Annotated in this window: 15 protein-coding genes, 2 pseudogenes and 1 riboswitch; of the genes and pseudogenes, 12 read left to right on the top strand and 5 right to left on the bottom strand. The window is 71.8% G+C overall.

Features of this window, described 5'->3' with window-relative positions; genetic code table 11:
• The first annotated feature begins 32 nt into the window (after positions 1-32).
• The 3 genes from KM933_RS29565 to aztD all read left to right on the top strand — a co-directional run bounded on the left by KM933_RS29565 (position 33) and on the right by aztD (position 3,574).
• Positions 33-1,301, top strand: a complete 1,269-nt coding sequence (locus tag KM933_RS29565; RefSeq protein WP_221357834.1) for a hypothetical protein — start codon at positions 33-35, stop codon at positions 1,299-1,301.
• Complete coding sequence (aztC, locus tag KM933_RS29560) at positions 1,298-2,275, top strand: zinc ABC transporter substrate-binding protein AztC (protein WP_221357827.1); 978 nt, start codon at positions 1,298-1,300, stop codon at positions 2,273-2,275. The genes KM933_RS29565 and aztC overlap by 4 nt, the downstream gene beginning before the upstream one ends.
• An 87-nt stretch (positions 2,276-2,362) precedes the next feature.
• Complete coding sequence (gene aztD / locus KM933_RS29555) at positions 2,363-3,574, top strand: zinc metallochaperone AztD (RefSeq protein WP_221357826.1); 1,212 nt, start codon at positions 2,363-2,365, stop codon at positions 3,572-3,574.
• Positions 3,575-3,647: 73 nt separating this feature from the next.
• Here the strand turns inward: aztD and KM933_RS29550 are convergent, their stop codons facing one another.
• The 5 genes from KM933_RS29550 to KM933_RS29530 form a co-directional block, all read right to left on the bottom strand.
• A complete protein-coding gene (locus KM933_RS29550) occupies positions 3,648-4,358 on the bottom strand; it encodes a potassium-transporting ATPase subunit C (RefSeq protein WP_221357825.1) in 711 nt (236 codons plus the stop codon).
• 4 nt (positions 4,359-4,362) lie between these two features.
• The gene (gene kdpB, locus KM933_RS29545) at positions 4,363-6,498 is read right to left on the bottom strand and encodes a potassium-transporting ATPase subunit KdpB (RefSeq protein ID WP_221357824.1); all 2,136 of its coding nucleotides are present in this window, start codon (positions 6,496-6,498) and stop codon (positions 4,363-4,365) included.
• The gene (kdpA, locus tag KM933_RS29540; protein WP_221357876.1) at positions 6,495-8,159 is read right to left on the bottom strand and encodes a potassium-transporting ATPase subunit KdpA; all 1,665 of its coding nucleotides are present in this window, start codon (positions 8,157-8,159) and stop codon (positions 6,495-6,497) included. Before kdpA ends, kdpB begins: the two co-directional genes overlap by 4 nt.
• Positions 8,160-8,191: 32 nt before the next feature.
• A complete protein-coding gene (kdpF, locus tag KM933_RS29535) occupies positions 8,192-8,281 on the bottom strand; it encodes a K(+)-transporting ATPase subunit F (RefSeq protein ID WP_221357823.1) in 90 nt (29 codons plus the stop codon).
• Positions 8,282-8,597: 316 nt separating this feature from the next.
• A complete protein-coding gene (locus KM933_RS29530) occupies positions 8,598-8,882 on the bottom strand; it encodes a putative quinol monooxygenase (RefSeq protein WP_221357822.1) in 285 nt (94 codons plus the stop codon).
• Between the two features lie 321 nt (positions 8,883-9,203).
• Here KM933_RS29530 and KM933_RS40505 point away from each other — a divergent pair, with 321 nt between their 5' ends.
• From KM933_RS40505 to KM933_RS29495, 9 genes and pseudogenes are all read left to right on the top strand, one after another.
• Entirely contained in the window at positions 9,204-9,284 is an 81-nt protein-coding gene (locus tag KM933_RS40505) for a putative leader peptide (protein WP_347355174.1), read from the top strand.
• 147 nt (positions 9,285-9,431) lie between these two features.
• The gene (locus tag KM933_RS29525) at positions 9,432-10,295 is read left to right on the top strand and encodes a glutathione S-transferase C-terminal domain-containing protein (RefSeq protein ID WP_221357821.1); all 864 of its coding nucleotides are present in this window, start codon (positions 9,432-9,434) and stop codon (positions 10,293-10,295) included.
• Positions 10,296-10,360: 65 nt separating this feature from the next.
• Positions 10,361-10,471: riboswitch (SAM riboswitch) on the top strand.
• A gap of 30 nt (positions 10,472-10,501) precedes the next feature.
• Complete coding sequence (locus KM933_RS29520; protein ID WP_221357820.1) at positions 10,502-10,651, top strand: hypothetical protein; 150 nt, start codon at positions 10,502-10,504, stop codon at positions 10,649-10,651.
• A gap of 159 nt (positions 10,652-10,810) precedes the next feature.
• A pseudogene (locus tag KM933_RS40720) lies at positions 10,811-11,008 on the top strand (GNAT family N-acetyltransferase); the annotation flags it as partial.
• Positions 11,009-11,185: 177 nt separating this feature from the next.
• Entirely contained in the window at positions 11,186-12,397 is a 1,212-nt protein-coding gene (locus KM933_RS29515; RefSeq protein WP_308013581.1) for an LLM class flavin-dependent oxidoreductase, read from the top strand.
• Between the two features lie 25 nt (positions 12,398-12,422).
• Positions 12,423-13,790 carry an NtaA/DmoA family FMN-dependent monooxygenase gene (locus KM933_RS29510; protein ID WP_221357816.1) on the top strand — a complete coding sequence of 456 codons (1,368 nt, stop codon included), beginning with the start codon at positions 12,423-12,425 and terminating at the stop codon, positions 13,788-13,790.
• A gap of 243 nt (positions 13,791-14,033) precedes the next feature.
• On the top strand, positions 14,034-15,182 hold the full coding sequence (locus KM933_RS29505) for an LLM class flavin-dependent oxidoreductase (protein ID WP_221357814.1): 1,149 nt from the start codon (positions 14,034-14,036) through the stop codon (positions 15,180-15,182).
• 152 nt (positions 15,183-15,334) lie between these two features.
• A pseudogene (locus KM933_RS29500) lies at positions 15,335-15,931 on the top strand (acyl-CoA dehydrogenase family protein); the annotation flags it as partial.
• Positions 15,932-15,986: 55 nt separating this feature from the next.
• Positions 15,987-17,147, top strand: a complete 1,161-nt coding sequence (locus tag KM933_RS29495) for an LLM class flavin-dependent oxidoreductase (RefSeq protein WP_221357813.1) — start codon at positions 15,987-15,989, stop codon at positions 17,145-17,147.
• Positions 17,148-17,271: the final 124 nt, after the last annotated feature.

The raw sequence follows: 17,271 nt of genomic DNA, 5'->3' as shown, positions 1-17,271 counted from the left end.
AAGCCAACCGAAAGAGATCTGAGCCGATCGTCATGACTGTCCGCAGGAACGTTACTTCGTGGGCTTCGGCCGCACTCGTACTCACCACTCTGCTCGCCACGGGCTGCGCGGGGCAGATGAATGATGACAACGATGACAACAAGGGCAAGGGCAACGCCGGCGACTCCCGGTCCGCCGCGACTTCCTCGTCCGCCGCTCCGCACGGGTACGTGGAGGGAGCACGCGAGGCCGCCGAACAGCAGTCCCGCCTGCTCCTGAACGACCCCGGCAGCGGTGGGAGCCGGGTCCTCGACCTCATCACCGGCAAGACACACAGGATCGCCCGGACGGAGGGTGCCGTCCGGCTGGGCACGGACGGCAGGTTCGGCTACCTCCACACGCCCGGCGGCACGCACGTCCTCGACAGCGGCGCCTGGATGGTGGACCACGGGGACCACGTCCACTACTACAGCGCGGCGATACGGAACGTCGGCGAGCTTCCCGCGGGTGACCGGGCACAGGTGCGCAGCGACCGCGTCGTGACCGCGGTGACCGACGACGGGCGGACCGTCCTGTACGACCGCGGCAAGCTGGAGAAGGGCGAGATCGCGTCCTCCCGGACGCCGGCCGGCACCTACACCGGCGCCGTCATACCGTACGAGGAGCACCTGCTGGCCTTCGCGGACGAGGGCGGCACGACGAAACTCGTCGTGCTCGACCGCAAGGGCGAGCGCGTGGCCGCCCCGGACGCGGAGTGCGACGAGCCGCGGGGCGACGCCGTCACCCGGCGCGGTGTCGTGCTGGGCTGCGCCGACGGCGCCCTGCTCGTCAGCCACGAGGACGGCGTCTTCACCGCCGAGGCCATCCCCTACGACGGGGACGTCCCGCCGGAGGAGCGGGCCACCGCCTTCAGGCAGCGGCCCGGCAGTGACACCCTCACCGCGGCGGCCGGGAACGACGCCGTATGGGTCCTGGACGTCACGGACCGGGTGTGGACCCGCGTGGACACCGGACCCGTCGTCGCCGCCAACACCGCGGGGGAGGGCGCCGCGCTGCTCGTCCTGGAGAGGGACGGCTCACTCCACGGCTACGACATCGCCACCGGCGAGCACCTCACGCGCACCAAGAGGCTCCTCACCGGTGAAGCGCCGGCCGGCACCGACGGCAGTGCCCCGGTGATCGAGGTCGATCGCAGCCGCGCCTACGTCAACGACCCCCAAGGCAAAAGGGTGTTCGAGATCGACTACAACGACGACCTGCGCATCGCACGCACCTTCGACCTGGACATCGAGCCGGTCCTCATGGCGGAGACCGGCCGATGAGCCGGACCGCGGTGGAACGGCGGGCGAGGACGGCCGCGGCACGGCTGCGCGCTCTGGGCATGGGCCTGCTCGCCCTCCTCACGGTTGCTGCGGCCTCCGCCTGCACCACCGGTGAGGACCGGCCCAGCATCGTCGTCACGACCAACATCCTCGGCGACATCACCCGGGAGATCGTCGGTGACGAAGCCGACGTCACCGTCCTGATGAAACCCAACGCCGACCCGCACTCCTTCGGGTTGTCGGCGGTGCAGGCCGCCGGGCTGGAGAACGCCGACCTGGTCGTCTTCAACGGTCTGGGGCTGGAGGAGAACGTCCTGCGGCACGTGGAAGCCGCCCGCGAGTCCGGCGTCGCCACCTTCGCCGCCGGTGAGGCGGCCGACCCGCTCACCTTCCGTACCGCCGGTGACGGCGGCCCCGAGGAGGGGGAGGGGCAGCCCGACCCGCACTTCTGGACCGACCCCGACCGGGTGCGCAAGATCACCGGCCTGATGGCGGACCAGGTGATCGAGCACGTCGACGGCGTGGACGACGGCGCGATACGCGCCAACGCCGACCGCTACGGGAAGCAGCTCGGCGAGCTGACCTCCTGGATGCAGAAGTCCTTCGACCGGATTCCCGGGGACAGGCGCTCCCTGGTGACCAACCACCACGTCTTCGGCTACCTCGCCGACCGCTTCGGCTTCGAGGTGATAGGCGCTGTGATCCCCAGCGGCACCACGTTGGCCTCACCCAGCTCCTCCGACCTGCTCTCCCTCACCAGGGCGATGGACGAGGCCGGAGTCCGCACCGTGTTCGCCGACTCCTCCCAGCCCACGAAACTCGCCGAGGTCCTGCGCACGGAACTGGACGACCGGGTGCGGGTCGTCGAGCTCTACTCGGAGTCGCTGACGGCGAGGGGCGACGGCGCCGACACCTACCTGCGGATGATGCGCGCCAACACCACCGCCATGACCGACGGCCTGACCGCCGGCTGATCCCCCCTCATTGCCACACACCGGACGACGGACCGCAACCGTCACCCACCACTGCCGCCACCGGGCGGCCCGGAAAGGAACACACCGATGAACAAGACGACCCGTGACAGAGCCCTCACCGGGACCGCACTGGCCCTGGCGGTGTCCACGGTCCTGACCGCCTGCGGAGGGGACGGCTCCTCTTCCTCCTCCGACGCCAAGGCCGAGGCCGAGGGCACCACGAGCGCGGCACCCGCCGCCGCGGTCGAGAATCCGCTGGTCGCCACCTTCGACGGCGGCCTGTACATCCTGGACGGCGAGAGCCTGAAGGTGACCAGGACCATCAAGATGTCCGGCTTCAACCGGGTCAACCCCGCGGGCGACGAGGACCACGTGGTCCTCTCCACGGACAGCGGCTTCCGTGTCCTGGACGCCACCGGGCAGAACCTCACCGACATCGAGTACAAGGGCGCCAAGCCCGGCCACGTCGTGCGCCACGCGGGAAAGACGGTGCTCTTCACCGACGGCACCGGAGAGGTCAACGTCTTCGACCCCGCCGACCTGAGCAGCGGCAAGAAGCCGCAAGGACGCACCTACGCCTCCGCCGAGGCCCACCACGGCGTGGCCATCGAACTCGCCAACGGCGAACTCCTCAGCACGCTCGGCACCGAGGAGAAGCGGACCGGCGCGCTGGTGCTGGACAAGGACAACAAGGAAATCACGCGCAACGAGAAGTGCCCCGGGGTGCACGGCGAGGCGGCCGCGAAGAACGAGGCCGTCGCCGTCGGCTGCGAGGACGGCATCCTGATCTACCAGGACGGCAAGTTCACCAAGATAGACGCCCCCGACGACTACGGCCGCATCGGCAACCAGGCCGGCAGCGACACCTCCCCGGTCCTGCTGGGCGACTACAAGACCGACAAGGAGGCCGAGCTGGAGCGGCCCACCCGCATCTCCCTCATCGACACCGAGAAGAAGAAGCTGCGCCTGGTCGACCTGGGCACCAGCTACTCCTTCCGCTCACTGGGCCGCGGCCCGCAGGGCGAGGCGCTCGTCCTGGGCACCGACGGCGCCCTCCACGTCATCGACCAGAACAGCGGCAAGGTCGAGAAGAAGATCCCGGCCGTGGGCAAGTGGCAGGAGCCGCTGGACTGGCAGCAGCCCCGCCCCACCCTCTTCGTCCGCGGTGGCACCGCGTACGTCTCGGAGCCCAGTGAGAAGGTCCTGCACGCCATCGATCTGGAAACGGGTGAGAAGACCACCTCGGCGACCCTGCCGGAAGGCACCAACGAGCTGTCCGGTGTCGTCGCCGGCCACTGACAGCACCTGGTGACCCACCACCGGCACCCGGGGCACCCGCACCCGGGCCGCCCGCACGGTGTACGTGACGCCGTCAGCTCCTCGTCACGAGTTGCCCGAGGGCGATGTTGAGTTCGAGGACGTTGACCCTGGGCTCTCCGACGAAGCCGAGCACACGGCCCTCGGTGTGTCCGTCGACCAGTGCCTGGACCTGGTCGACGGACAGCCCGTTCCGCTCGGCGACCCGGTGGACCTGGATGCCGGCGTACTGCGGTGAGATGTGCGGGTCGAGGCCGGAGCCGGAGGAGGTGACCGCGTCGGCGGGCACCTCCTCGACGGTGTGGCCGTTCACCGAGTTGTCCTTGACGACGGCCGCCCTGGCGGCGACGACCCACCGGCAGAGGGTGGCCTCCTCCGCCTGCGCCGGGTCCTTCGGGCAGGCGCCGTCGACGGCTCCGTTGTCACCGGAGCGGTTGGTGGCGCCGGACAGGATCAGCTCGTACCGGGTGTTGACGCTGTTGGTGCCCAGGCCGTTCTGCGGGCGCCCCTGGAACCACCTCAGGTCCGGTTCCGGGGTCTCCTGGCCCTCTTCGAGCGGCAGGTTGTACGCCTGGCCGATCAGCGAGGAGCCGACGACCCTGCCGTCCACCCTGATCCGGGAGCCGTTCGCCTTGTCGTTGAAGAACCCCTGGGCGACGCCTGTGACGGCCAGTGGGTAGAGGACGCCCGTCACCGCCGTCAGGACGAGGAGGGTGCGCAGGCCTGCCCAGAGCAACCGGGCGGTGTTCGTGACGGAGTTGTCCATGGCGTCAGCCGATCCCGGGGATGAGGGAGATGAGCAGGTCGATGATCTTGATGCCGATGAAGGGTGCGGCCAGTCCGCCCAGGCCGTAGACGCCGAGGTTGCGCCGCAGCAGCCTGTCCGCGCTCAGCGGTCGGTACCGCACGCCCCGCAGGGCGAGCGGCACCAGGGCGATGATGATCAGCGCGTTGAAGATGACCGCGGAGAGGATCGCGGAGTCGGGCGAGGACAGCTGCATGACGTTGAGCTCGTCCAGGCCCGGGTAGACCGCCGCGAACAGCGCCGGGATGATCGCGAAGTACTTGGCGACGTCGTTGGCGATGGAGAACGTCGTCAGCGCACCGCGGGTGATCAGGAGCTGTTTGCCGATCTCGACGATCTCGATGAGCTTGGTGGGGTTCGAGTCGAGGTCGACCATGTTCCCGGCCTCCTTGGCGGCCGAGGTGCCCGTGTTCATGGCCACCCCCACATCCGCCTGGGCCAGCGCCGGAGCGTCGTTCGTACCGTCGCCCGTCATCGCGACGAGCTTGCCGCCCGCCTGTTCGCGCTTGATGAGCGCCATCTTGTCCTCGGGAGTGGCCTCCGCGAGGAAGTCGTCGACGCCTGCTTCGTCCGCGATGGCCTTGGCGGTCAGCGGGTTGTCGCCGGTGATCATGACGGTCCTGATGCCCATGCGGCGCAGTTCGTCGAACCGCTCGCGCATCCCGTCCTTGACGACGTCCTTGAGGTGGATGACACCCAGCACCCGGGCGCCGAGGGTGTCCTCGACCGCCACGAGCAGCGGGGTCCCGCCGGCCTCGGAGATCCGGTCGGCGAGGGTGCCGGCGTCGTCGGAGACCGTGCCTCCCCGCTCCTTCACCCAGGCGATGACCGAACCGGCCGCGCCCTTGCGGATCCTGCGCCCGTCGACGTCCACTCCCGACATACGGGTCTGGGCGGTGAAGGTGATCCACCCGGCGCCGGAGAGTTCGCCCCGGGTGCGCTCACGCAGCCCGTACTTCTCCTTCGCCAGGACGACGACGGAGCGCCCCTCGGGCGTCTCGTCGGACAGCGAGGAGAGCTGGGCGGCATCCGCCAGCTCGGCCTCCGCCGTCCCGCTGACCGGTACGAAATCGGCGGCCTGCCGGTTGCCGAGGGTGATGGTGCCGGTCTTGTCGAGCAGGAGGGTCGACACGTCACCGGCGGCCTCGACCGCCCGGCCGGACATCGCGAGGACGTTGCGCTGCACCAGCCGGTCCATGCCCGCGATGCCGATCGCGGAGAGCAGTGCGCCGATCGTGGTCGGGATCAGGCAGACGAGCAGTGCCACCAGCACGACCATGGTGAGGTGCGTGCCCGCGTAGTGCGCGGACGGCGGCAGCGTGGCCACGGCGAGGAGGAAGACGACCGTCAGCGAGGCGAGCAGGATGTTCAGTGCGATCTCGTTGGGCGTCTTCTGCCGCGCGGCGCCCTCGACCAGGGCGATCATTCGGTCGATGAAGGTCTCGCCCGGCTTCGTCGTGATCTTGACGACGATCCGGTCGGAGAGGACCTTCGTGCCGCCGGTGACGGCCGAGCGGTCGCCGCCGGATTCACGGATGACGGGGGCCGACTCACCGGTGATGGCCGACTCGTCCACGGACGCGACGCCCTCGACGACGTCACCGTCGCCGGGGATGATGTCACCGGCCTCGCAGACCACGAGGTCGCCGACGCGCAGTTCGGTACCGGGCACCGGCTCCTCGGACGTGCCGTCCTTGGACAGGCGGCGCGCGACGGTGTCGGTCTTGGCCTTGCGCAGGGTGTCCGCCTGCGCCTTGCCGCGGCCCTCCGCCACCGCCTCGGCCAGGTTGGCGAAGACCACGGTCAGCCAGAGCCAGGCGCTGATGGCCCAGCCGAACCAATCGCCCGGGTCCCTGAAGGAGAACACGGTCGTCAGGACCGAGCCGACCAGCACCACGAACATCACGGGAGACTTGACCATCACCCGCGGGTCGAGCTTGCGGCAGGCGTCCGGCAGCGACTTGACCAGCTGCTTCGGGTCGAAGAGACCGGCGCCGACCCGGCTTTCGTCCTTGTGACCCGTGGGCACGTCGCTGTGCGGAGCCCGGGTGGGAGTAGTCGTGGACACGGCGTCCTCTTGCTTCTCTGTGCGGGTGGTCATGACGCCAGCCCCTCGGCCAGCGGGCCCAGCGCCAGCGCCGGGAAGTAGGTCAGACCGGTGATGATCAGGATCACGCCCACGAGCAGGCCCGTGAACAGGGGTTTCTCGGTGCGCAGGGTGCCCGCGGTGGCCGGCACGGGCTTCTGCTCGGCGAGCGAGCCGGCCAGCGCCAGGACGAACACCATGGGCAGGAACCGGCCCAGCAGCATCGCGAGACCCAGCGTGCTGTTGAACCACTGCGTGTCCGCGTTCAGCCCCGCGAAGGCCGAACCGTTGTTGTTCGAGGCGGACGTATAGGCGTACAGGATCTCGGAGAAACCGTGCGCGCCGCTGTTGGTCATTGAGTCGCCCGGCGTGGGCAGGGCCAGCGCGGCAGCGGTGAAGACGAGTACGAGCGCCGGGGTGATGAGGATGTAGCAGGCCGCGAACTTGATTTCCCGGGTGCCGATCTTCTTGCCCAGGTACTCGGGGGTGCGGCCGACCATCAGCCCGGCGATGAACACCGCGATGACCGCCATGATCAGCATGCCGTAGAGGCCGGAGCCGGTGCCGCCGGGCGCGATCTCACCCAGTTGCATGCCCAGCATGGTGATGCCGCCGCCGAGTCCGGTGAACGAGGAGTGGAAGGAGTTCACCGCGCCGGTCGAGGTCAGCGTCGTCGCCACCGCGAAGATCGACGAGCCGGCGACGCCGAAGCGGGTCTCCTTGCCCTCCATCGCGCCGCCGGCGACCTCGAAGGCCGGGCCGTGGTGGGCGAACTCGGTCCACATCATCAGGGCCGTGAACCCCACCCAGATGGTGGCCATGGTGGCGAGGATCGCGTACCCCTGCCGCAGGCTGCCGACCAGGCGGCCGAAGGCGCGGGTCAGCGAGAACGGGATCAGCAGGATCAAGAAGATCTCGAAGAGGTTCGAGAACGCGTTGGGGTTCTCGAAGGGGTGGGCGGAGTTGGCGTTGAAGTAGCCGCCGCCGTTGGTGCCCAGCACCTTGATGGCCTCCTGGGAGGCGACCGCACCGCCGTTCCACTGCTGCGAGCCGCCGGAGAACTGGCCCACCTCATGGATGCCGGAGAAGTTCTGGAGGGCGCCGCACGCGACGAGCACGAGCGCGGCGAGCACCGAGATCGGCAGCAGGATGCGGACGGTGCCCCGCACCAGGTCGGCCCAGAAGTTGCCGAGTTCACCGGTGCGGGAGCGCGCGAAGCCCCGCACGAGAGCCACCGCGACGGCGATACCGACCGCGGCCGACAGGAAGTTCTGCACCGCGAGGCCGCCGGTCTGCACGACGTGGCCCATGGCCTGTTCGCCGTAGTACGACTGCCAGTTGGTGTTCGCGACGAAGGACGCCGCGGTGTTGAACGCCTGGTCCGGGTCGATCGAGGAGAAGCCCAGCGAACCGGGCAGGACGCCCTGCAGCCGCTGGAGCAGGTACAGGAAGAGCACGCTCACCGCGGAGAAGGCGAGCACGCCGCGTAGGTACGCGGGCCAGCGCATCTGCGTGTTCGGGTTGGCGCCGATGCCCTTGTAGATCCACCTCTCGACGCGCAGATGCTTGTCCGAGGAGTACACCCGGGCCATGTAGTCGCCCAGGGGACGGTAAGCGAGAGCCAGCGCCGCCGCCAGGGCGAGGAACTGGAGCACGCCGGCGAGCACGGGACCTATGTCGCCCGCCGCCGTAGCCGCTGATGTCACGGTCAGAACCTCTCCGGGAAGATCAGGGCGAGGACGAGATAACCCAGCAGGGCGACGGCCACGAGCAGGCCGACGATGTTTTCGACGCTCACAGCTTCGTCACCCCCTTGGCGACGAGGGCCACCAGCGCGAAGACCGCGATCGTGGTGACGACGAAGGCCAGATCGGCCATCGTGAGCTCCTAGATGAGGTTCGGTTCCGACGGACGACTGAAGGAAACCGCCTCTTTGGCTGAATACGAGCGCCGTTGACGCCTCCCATACGCAGGCCCGTCCGTCCTTGACGGATCCCTTACGGCGGGCGCGAGGGACCGGGGCCCCGGCGCGGGCCGCCGGCGGTGGGAACGGGAGCCGGCTCCGCCCGTGACGGGCGGAGCCATGGCCTGCGGGTACCGCCTGCGGGTACGACCTACGGGGACTCGACACCGGAGATCCGGTACCTGCTCACCTCCGCGTCGCGGATGCGAGCCGCCTGCTGGGGGTCCGGACCCGCTTCACGGAAGCGGGCGAGAGCCTCGTCGGTCTCCCAGCGCTCGTACACGTTGATCCGGTCCGGCTCGGACAAGTCGGCCGACAGGGCGAAATCGAGGCAGCCCGCGGCGGCACGGGCCCGCTCGACGACCTCCGAGCATCCGGCCAGATACGCGTCGCGGTCGGCGGCGTCCACCCACAGCTTCCCGGCAATGATGATCACGGTTCTCCTCGCCTCGGGGCTGTTCGCCCAACGGTGATGTGCGGCGTGGCCGACTGCCCGCACGGCCACCGCGGACATGGACCGCAGCGGACCACGACATTCATCGGCGCACGGGCCGCGGGCCGAGGAGACACCACTGAAATGCGCCACGGGCGGAGAGTCCGCGCACGGCGCCGGACGCCGCCCCGGCCGCCGACGCCCGGTGTCCGCGATGCGGGACGGCCCTCTTGACGCCGGTGCCGGTCGGATCGACACTCCTTGTGGGAATCCTAGTGAACAGGTAGGGAAAGCGTGAGGCGTCCGGGGCCGGTGACCGCACACATGCGCCGTTCGCCTCTCCTGACCTCCCGCCGTCACATCGATCTGCTGCGTGTCTGCAGCGCGATCAGCCCCAAGGGCTGAGCCGCGCCCGCCCGTCCCATTCCGTCCCGCGCCGACGGCGCCCCGCGAGCGGGGCCCACGCCTTCCGGAGCGCGCGGATGAGTCCCGCTCCCTCACCCGACGCCGCTTCCGCCGCGCGTACGTCCGCGCCCGCCCCCGGGGAGAGTCATGACCGTCACACCGCTGGCCGCCCACGCCGCCGACCGACCCGCGCCCGCCTTCCGGGGCCGTATAGGCCGGGACGCGCGCAGCGGCCACTACGCCGTTCCGGGCCGCTACCGCCTCCATCTGTCGACCGCCTGTCCCGACGGCCTGCGCATCGCCGTCACCCACGGCCTGCTCGGCCTGGACACCGTCTGTCCGGTCACCTTCCTGCCGGCCGTCCCCGACAGCCCCGGGGGCGGCCACTCGGCCCTGCGGCCGCTGTACGAGGCCAGTGCCCACCGGTACACCGGCCCGGCCGTCGCGCCGGTGTTCAGCGACGGCTGGTCCGGACGGATCGTCAGCACCCACGCCCCGGACATCATGCGCGACCTCGACCGCCGGTTCGCCGGTGACCGCCCCCCGCTCTACCCGTGCGGCGCGGAGCCGGAGACCGGGACGGTCGAGCGGATGTGCGCGCAGGGCATCGAGCGGGCCGCGCAGCGCGCCGGGTCGGCCGGCGGCGAGCCGACGGGACGCGACACCGCCCTGACCACGCTGCTGGAGACGCTCGGCGCCCTGGAACGCCGGCTCGCAGGGCGCGCGTACCTGATCCGCGACGGGATCACCGCCGCCGACGTCGAGCTGTGGGTCGCCCTGGTCCAGCTCGACACCGTCCACCGCAACCACCTCGACGCCGCCGCGGTCCAGCGCATCGCGGACCACCCGGCCCTGTGGGCCTACGCCCGCCGCCTGGCCGTCCACCCCGCCTTCGGCGGCCCCCTCGACCTCGACGGCATCGCACGCCGTCACCGCGCCCGCTGCCACGGCCTGGAGGCCGCCGGAGCGGCCGTCCAGATCCTGGACTGGGCGGCGCACTCGGCCCGTTAGCCGTTCCACCTGGTGGACCGGCGTTGACATCCGTCCGGGTGGTTGTATTGGCTACCGCCCAGAATGGTCATGAGCGTCAGCGACAAGCCCTGGCTGGCTGACCGGCAACCCTCGCACCACGGTGGGGTGCCCCAGGTGACGACCGGACCGAAGACGTCCTTCGGTGAGCGCGAGGCCCACAGGGCCGGAACGGTGACGGTGACGCCATGTACGCAGCTCCCAGGACGGCCGCACGCCGCTCCCAGGGCTGCGTACGGCCGTACGTGAACCTGCTCGCCGCCGACCGCGCCGTCGATCTGCTCCGCGTGAACAGCGCACTGTGTACCGCACCGGGCCGTGCCCGCTGCCGGGGCTGACACCTCCCCGCAGCCCTCGCACCCCCTGACGAACACCGCCCGTGCGGTGTGCCGTCGTCCCCCAGCCCCCGGTACCCCGCCGTCGTGTGCGCCCCCGTATGCCGCCGCGCTCCTGGGGTGTACCCACCCAGCCGGAGCCCACCATGAGCGAACCCCCTGGTGCCACCATCCCCTTCCCGAGGCACCGACCACCGACGAACCGTCAAAAACCTTTACCACCCAGCGAGTTGTGCCGCCCCGGCGGCCGGGGCGCTGGACCGCCACCGCGGCCGGGGTCCGGCCACCCGTCTGGTCCGTGCGGTCGCCGCCGGTGTCGAGGAGCGCGGCGAACGCCCCTTCCTGCACGCCGCGGCCGGCAACGTGAACGCGATCCGGCTGTACGGGGCGATCGGCTTCACCCTGCGCCGCCGTACCGTCTTCCCGCTCGTCCGGCACACCGGGGCCGCCGCTCCGGAAGAAACGGCATGGCAGTGCCGTCCGTCCCCGCTCCCGGCCACGCACCGACCCTCAGGACCGACTTCCAGGAAGGCACCCGTGTCCTCGAACCCCGCTTCCCGTCTGCACCTGGCCGTCGCCCTCGACGGCACCGGCTGGCACCCCGCCTCCTGGCGTGAGCAGGTCGCCCGTCCCCGGGACCTGCTCACCGCCGGCTACTGGGCCGACCTGGTCGCCGAGGCCGAACGCGGTCTGCTCGACTTCGTCACCCTGGAGGACGGACTCGCCCTGCAGTCCTCCCGCCCCGGCGAACCCGACGGCCGCACCGACCAGGTCCGCGGCCGGCTCGACGCCGTCCTGACCGCCTCCCGCGTCGCACCCCTCACCCGGCACATCGGCCTGGTCCCGACGGTGATCGCGACCCACACGGAGCCGTTCCACGTCTCCAAGGCGATCGCCACCCTCGACTACGTCAGCACCGGCCGCGCGGGCCTGCGCGTGCAGGTCTCGCCCCGACCGCACGAGGCCGCCCACTTCGGCCGCCGCACCTTCCCGCCGCTCGGCCCGGCGGAGTTGCGGACCCCGGCCGGTCAGGAGCGGCTGGCCGACCTCTTCGACGAGGCCGCCGACCACGTCGAGGTGGTGCGCCGGCTCTGGGACAGCTGGGAGGACGACGCGGAGATCCGGGACGTCGCCACCGGCCGCTTCGTCGACCGCGACAAACTGCATCACATCGACTTCGAGGGCAGGTACTTCAGCGTCAAGGGCCCCTCGATCACCCCGCGCCCGCCGCAGGGCCAGCCGCCGGTCACCGCTCTCGCCCACCGGACCGTGCCGTACCGGCTGGTGGCCCGCCAGGCCGACGTCGGCTACGTCACTCCGCACGACGCCGGCCAGGCCCGCGCGATCGTCGCCGAGATCCGCGCCGAGCAGGAGGCGGCCGGACGCGCCGGTGAACCCCTGCACGTCTTCGGCGACCTGGTGGTCCTCCTCGACGACGACCAGGCCGCCGCCGAGGACCGCCGCGGCCGTCTCGACGCCCTCGCGGGGGAGCCGTACGAGAGCGACGCCCGCATCTTCGCCGGTACGCCCGCCCGACTCGCGGACCTGTTGCAGGAGCTGGCGGAGGAAGGGCTGACCGGCTTCCGGCTGCGGCCGGCCGTCGCCGGACACGACCTGCCCGCCGTCACCCGGGGCCTGGTCCCCGAACTCCAGCGCCGGGGCCTGTTCCGCACCGCCTACGAGGCCGGGACCCTGCGCGGCCTGCTGGGCCTCGCCCGCCTCGCCGGCCGCTACGCCGCCACCGCCTGAGCCCGCCCGGAAGGACCGCACCGACATGACCGGCAAACCGCTGAAGCAGATCCATCTGGCCGCGCACTTCCCGGGCGTCAACAACACCACCGTGTGGAGCGACCCGGAAGCCGGCAGCCACATCGAGTTCAGCTCCTTCGCGCACTTCGCACGGACCGCCGAACGCGCCAGGTTCGACTTCCTGTTCCTCGCCGAGGGACTGCGCCTGCGCGAACAGGGCGGCCGGATCTACGACCTGGACGTGGTCGGCCGCCCCGACACCTTCACGGTCCTCGCCGCCCTCGCCGCCGTCACCGAGCACCTCGGCCTGGCCGGCACCATCAACTCCACCTTCAACGAGCCCTACGAGGTGGCCCGCCAGTTCGCCAGTCTCGACCACCTCTCCGGCGGCCGCTCCGCCTGGAACGTCGTCACCTCCTGGGACGCCTTCACCGGCGAGAACTTCCGCCGCGGCGGCTTCCTCCCGCAGGAGGAGCGCTACTCCCGCGCCAAGGAGTTCCTGGCCACCGCGAACGAGCTCTTCGACTCCTGGCACGGCGACGAGATCGTCGCCGACCGGGCCACGGGCGTCTTCCTGCGCGACGCGAAGGCCGGTTCCTTCGTCCACCAGGGCCACCACTTCGACATCCACGGGCAGTTCGACGTCCCGCGCTCCCCGCAGGGCCGCCCGGTGATCTTCCAGGCCGGCGACTCCGAGGAGGGCCGCGAGTTCGCCGCCTCCTCCGCCGACGCCGTCTTCAGCCGCCACGCCACCCTGGAGGGCGGCCGGGCCTTCCACGCCGACGTCAAGAAGCGCCTCGCCAGGTACGGCCGCCGCCACGACCAGCTGCTCATCCTGCCCGCCGCCACCTTCGCCCTCGCCGACACGGACGCCGAGGCCGAGGAACTCGCCGGGGAGGTGCGCCGCCGGCAGGTCAGCGGCGCCACCGCCCTCAGGCACCTGGAGTTCGTCTGGAACCGGGACCTGTCCTCCTACGACCCCGAGGGCCCGCTGCCCGACATCGACCCGGACGTCGGCGACGACCACATCTCCAAGGGCCGCGCCCAGGTCCGCATGTACCGCGACCCGATCGCCACCGCCCGCGAATGGCGCGAACTGGCCGCCGCCAACAACTGGTCCATCCGCGACCTCGTCATCCACACCGGCAACCGCCAGAACTTCGTCGGCTCCCCGGAGACCATCGCCAGGACCATCGACGAGTACGTCCAGGCCGACGCCGCCGACGGCTTCATCCTCGTCCCGCACCTCACCCCCACCGGTCTCGACGGCTTCGCCGACAAGGTCGTCCCGCTGCTCCAGGAGCGGGGCGTCTTCCGCACCGAGTACGAGGGCCCGACCCTCCGCCACCACCTGAACCTCTCCTGCCCGGACGACCGGCGGGCGGCGTCGTGAGAGCCCCGACCGGCGGCCCGCGGCAGGTCGCCGGCACCGTGCACCGCCACCACGGACGGTCCGGGCACACCGCGCCCCACCACCCGTACGCCGGCGCGGGCGGACCGTCGGAGTCCCGGCCCCGTGCCGTTCCCGGGCCGACCCGGTCCGTGGCCGCCCCCGTGCCGCGTCGGGGGATCCCGGGCCCGCCGTCCGCCCGGGGCCCCGCGCTTCCGGCATCACCGATCACCCAGGAGTCCGCCCGTGTCCGACATCCCCCTCGGCATCCTCGACCTGGTCCCGATCCCGTCCGGCTCGACGGCGGCCGACGCCCTGCACAACTCCATCGACCTCGCCCGGCAGGCGGAGCGCCTCGGGTACGCCCGCCACTGGTTCGCCGAGCACCACCTCAACCCCGGCGTGGCCGGCACGTCACCCGCCGTCGTCCTGGCCCTGACCGCGTCCGCCACCTCCACCATCCGGCTCGGTTCCGGGGCCGTGCAGCTCGGGCACCGCACGGCGCTGTCCACGGTGGAGGAGTTCGGCCTGCTCGACGCCCTGCACCCCGGCCGCTTCGACCTGGGCCTGGGCCGTTCGGCCGGCCGCCCGCCGGGACAGCCGGCCGGACCGCCGCCGACGGCGGCCCCGGTCGTCGACGGCCGCACCCCGAACGGCCTGCTGATCCCGCCCCGCTTCTCCTTCGAGCACCTGCTCGGCTCGCCCCGCATCGCGCTGCAGCGCAAGCTGCTCCTGCTGCCGGGCGCCGAGTCGCAGGACTACGCCGGGCAGATCGACGACATCCTCGCCCTGCTGGCCGGCACCTACCGCTCCCCGGAGGGCGTCGAGGCACATGTCGTACCGGGGGAGGGGGCCGACGTCGAGGTGTGGATCCTGGGCAGCAGCGGCGGTCAGAGCGCCTCGGCCGCGGGCCGCAACGGCCTGCGGTTCGCGGCGAACTACCACGTCAGCCCGGCCACGGTCCTGGAGGCCGTGGAGGGCTACCGGTCCTTCTTCCAGCCCTCCGAGTTCCTCGGCAAGCCCTACGTCAGCGTCTCGGCGGACGTCGTCGTCGCCGAGGACGACGCGACGGCCCGCGAACTCGCCACCGGCTACGGCCCGTGGGTGCGCAGCATCCGTACCGCCGAGGGCGCCATCGAGTTCCCGACGCCGGAGGAGGCGCGTGCCCACCCGTGGACGGACGAGGACCGCGCCCTCGTCCAGGACCGCCTCGACACGCAGTTCGTCGGCCCGCCGGACCGGGTGGCCGACCAGCTGGAACGACTGCAGGAGGCCACGGACGCGGACGAGCTGCTCATCACGACGATCACCCATGACCACACGGACCGGGTCCGCTCGTACGAACTGCTCGCGGAGGAATGGCGCCGGCGGGGTCACGCCCGCCGGCCGAGCTGACGCCCGGCGTCCCGGCACCGGCCCGGCACCGCCCACGCCCGACCGCCCGCACACGAACCGACGAACCGAAAGGTCCTCCCATGGCCACCGTCCTGTCCGTCTCCGGAAGCCCCTCCGCCACCTCACGCACCGCCCGGCTGCCGCGCCAGCGCGACGCGCCCGGCCTCACGGTCGTCGACGACTGGGACGGGACGGGGCAGCGCACCACCGCCGGCGGAACCGTCCGCCTGGAGTCGGCGCCCGTCCCCGCCGACCGGGTCGTGCCGCACGCCGCCATCGACGCCGGGATCACCGCCGGGGCGCTGACCGAGGCGGCGGAGTTCGTCCGTACGAAGAGCCGCCCCTGGTTCGAGAGCGTCGACGAGGGGCACGGGACCGCTGCCGAGGACCCGTTGCTGATCCAGCGGTTCGGCGAACTGGCGATCCGGGTACGGGCCGCCGACGCGCTGCTCGCAGCCGCGGCGAGGTCCGTGGACGCCGCCCGCGCCGACCTGACCGACGACTCGGCCGCCGAGGCGTCGATCGCGGTGGCCGCGGCCAAGGTGACGGCGGGGGAGGCCGCCGTGGAGGTCGCCAGTGCCCTCTTCGAGGTCTGCGGCACCCGCTCCGCGCTCGACGCCCTGGGCCTGCACCGCCACTGGCGCGACGCGCGCACCCACACCCTGCACGACCCGGCCCGCTGGAAGGTCCAGCACATCGGCCGCCACGTCCTGAACGGCACCAGGCCGCCCCGGCACGGCCTCCTCTGACGAACGCTGCCGAACGCCTGCGAACACTGCCGAACATCCCTGATCGGAGCCCCGCGTGTCCCTCACCTTCCACTGGTTCCTGCCGACCAACGGAGACAGCCGGCATGTCGTCGGCGGCGGCCACGGCACCCCTGCCACGCAGTCCGGGCGCGACCGGCCGCCGACGGTCGCCTACCTGAGCCAGATCGCCCGCGCCGCCGAGGACCTGGGCTTCGCCGGCGCGCTCACGCCGACGGGGGCCTGGTGCGAGGACGCCTGGCTGACCACCGCGATGGTCAGCCGGCACACCGAGCGCCTGAAGTTCCTGGTCGCCTTCCGCCCCGGCTTCGTCTCCCCGACCCTCGCCGCGCAGATGGCCTCCACCTTCCAGCGGCAGAGCGGCGGACGGCTCCTGCTCAACGTCGTCACCGGCGGCGAGAGCCACGAGCAGCGCGCCTACGGCGACTTCCTCGACAAGGACGCCCGCTACCGCCGGACCGGCGAGTTCCTGGAGATCGTACGGGGGCTGTGGGAGGGCAGGACCGTCGATCTGCGCGGCGAGCACCTCCATGTCGAGGACGCGAAGCTCGCACGGGTGCCCGACCCGGTCCCCGAGGTGTACTTCGGGGGCTCCTCGCCGGCCGCGGGGGAGGTCGCCGCCAAGCATGCCGACGTCTATCTCACCTGGGGCGAGCCGCCCGCCGCCGTCGCGGAGAAGACCGCCTGGATCCGGGCGCTGGCCGGCGAGGAGGGCCGTGCCGTCCGCTTCGGCGTCCGTCTGCACGTCATCACCCGCGACACCGCCGAGCAGGCCTGGGCCGAGGCGAACCGGCTCCTGGACGGCTTCGACCCGGCGGCGGTCGAGGCCGTCCAGGCGGGTCTGGCCCGCAGCGAGTCCGAGGGCCAGCAGCGCATGCTCGCCCTGCACGGCGGCGGCAGCCGCGACCGCCTGGAGATCCACCCCAACCTGTGGGCGGGCATCGGCCTGGTGCGCGGTGGCGCGGGCACCGCCCTGGTCGGCAGCCACGAGGAGGTCGCCGGGCGGATCGAGGAATACCACGCCCTCGGCATCGACGAGTTCGTGCTCTCCGGCTATCCGCACCTGGAGGAGGCGTACTGGTTCGGCGAGGGCGTCCTGCCGAGACTTCGGGCGCGGGGCCTGTGGCGACACCCGTACGGACAGCAGACCGCCCCCTCGTCCCAGGTGCCCTTCGCCGGCGCCGGGGACCCGCGATGACCACGGCGTCCCGGAGCCGCGCAGCCGCCGTGGGCTCCCGGCCGCCCGCATCGCGAATCCGCCGTTCAGGGGCGCGAATCAGCCGGAGCGTGTCCGTGCCCCTGGTTTTCCTATCGGATTACTA

This window comes from Streptomyces beigongshangae (assembly GCF_019710745.1).
Lineage (GTDB): Bacteria > Actinomycetota > Actinomycetes > Streptomycetales > Streptomycetaceae > Streptomyces > Streptomyces beigongshangae.
Note: the sequence above shows the minus strand (reverse complement) of the source record. Positions and strands in the feature narration are given on the sequence as shown.

Bases quoted from the DNA above. Each gene is read 5' to 3' on its own strand.
- KM933_RS29565 (WP_221357834.1), top strand. From the start codon at position 33: ATGACTGTCCGCAGGAACGTTACTTCGTGGGCTTCGGCCGCACTCGTA.
- aztC (WP_221357827.1), top strand. From the start codon at position 1,298: ATGAGCCGGACCGCGGTGGAACGGCGGGCGAGGACGGCCGCGGCACGG.
- aztD (WP_221357826.1), top strand. From the start codon at position 2,363: ATGAACAAGACGACCCGTGACAGAGCCCTCACCGGGACCGCACTGGCC.
- KM933_RS29550 (WP_221357825.1), bottom strand. From the start codon at position 4,358: ATGGACAACTCCGTCACGAACACCGCCCGGTTGCTCTGGGCAGGCCTG.
- kdpB (WP_221357824.1), bottom strand. From the start codon at position 6,498: ATGACCACCCGCACAGAGAAGCAAGAGGACGCCGTGTCCACGACTACT.
- KM933_RS40505 (WP_347355174.1), top strand. From the start codon at position 9,204: ATGCGCCGTTCGCCTCTCCTGACCTCCCGCCGTCACATCGATCTGCTG.
- KM933_RS29525 (WP_221357821.1), top strand. From the start codon at position 9,432: ATGACCGTCACACCGCTGGCCGCCCACGCCGCCGACCGACCCGCGCCC.
- KM933_RS29520 (WP_221357820.1), top strand. From the start codon at position 10,502: ATGTACGCAGCTCCCAGGACGGCCGCACGCCGCTCCCAGGGCTGCGTA.
- KM933_RS29510 (WP_221357816.1), top strand. From the start codon at position 12,423: ATGACCGGCAAACCGCTGAAGCAGATCCATCTGGCCGCGCACTTCCCG.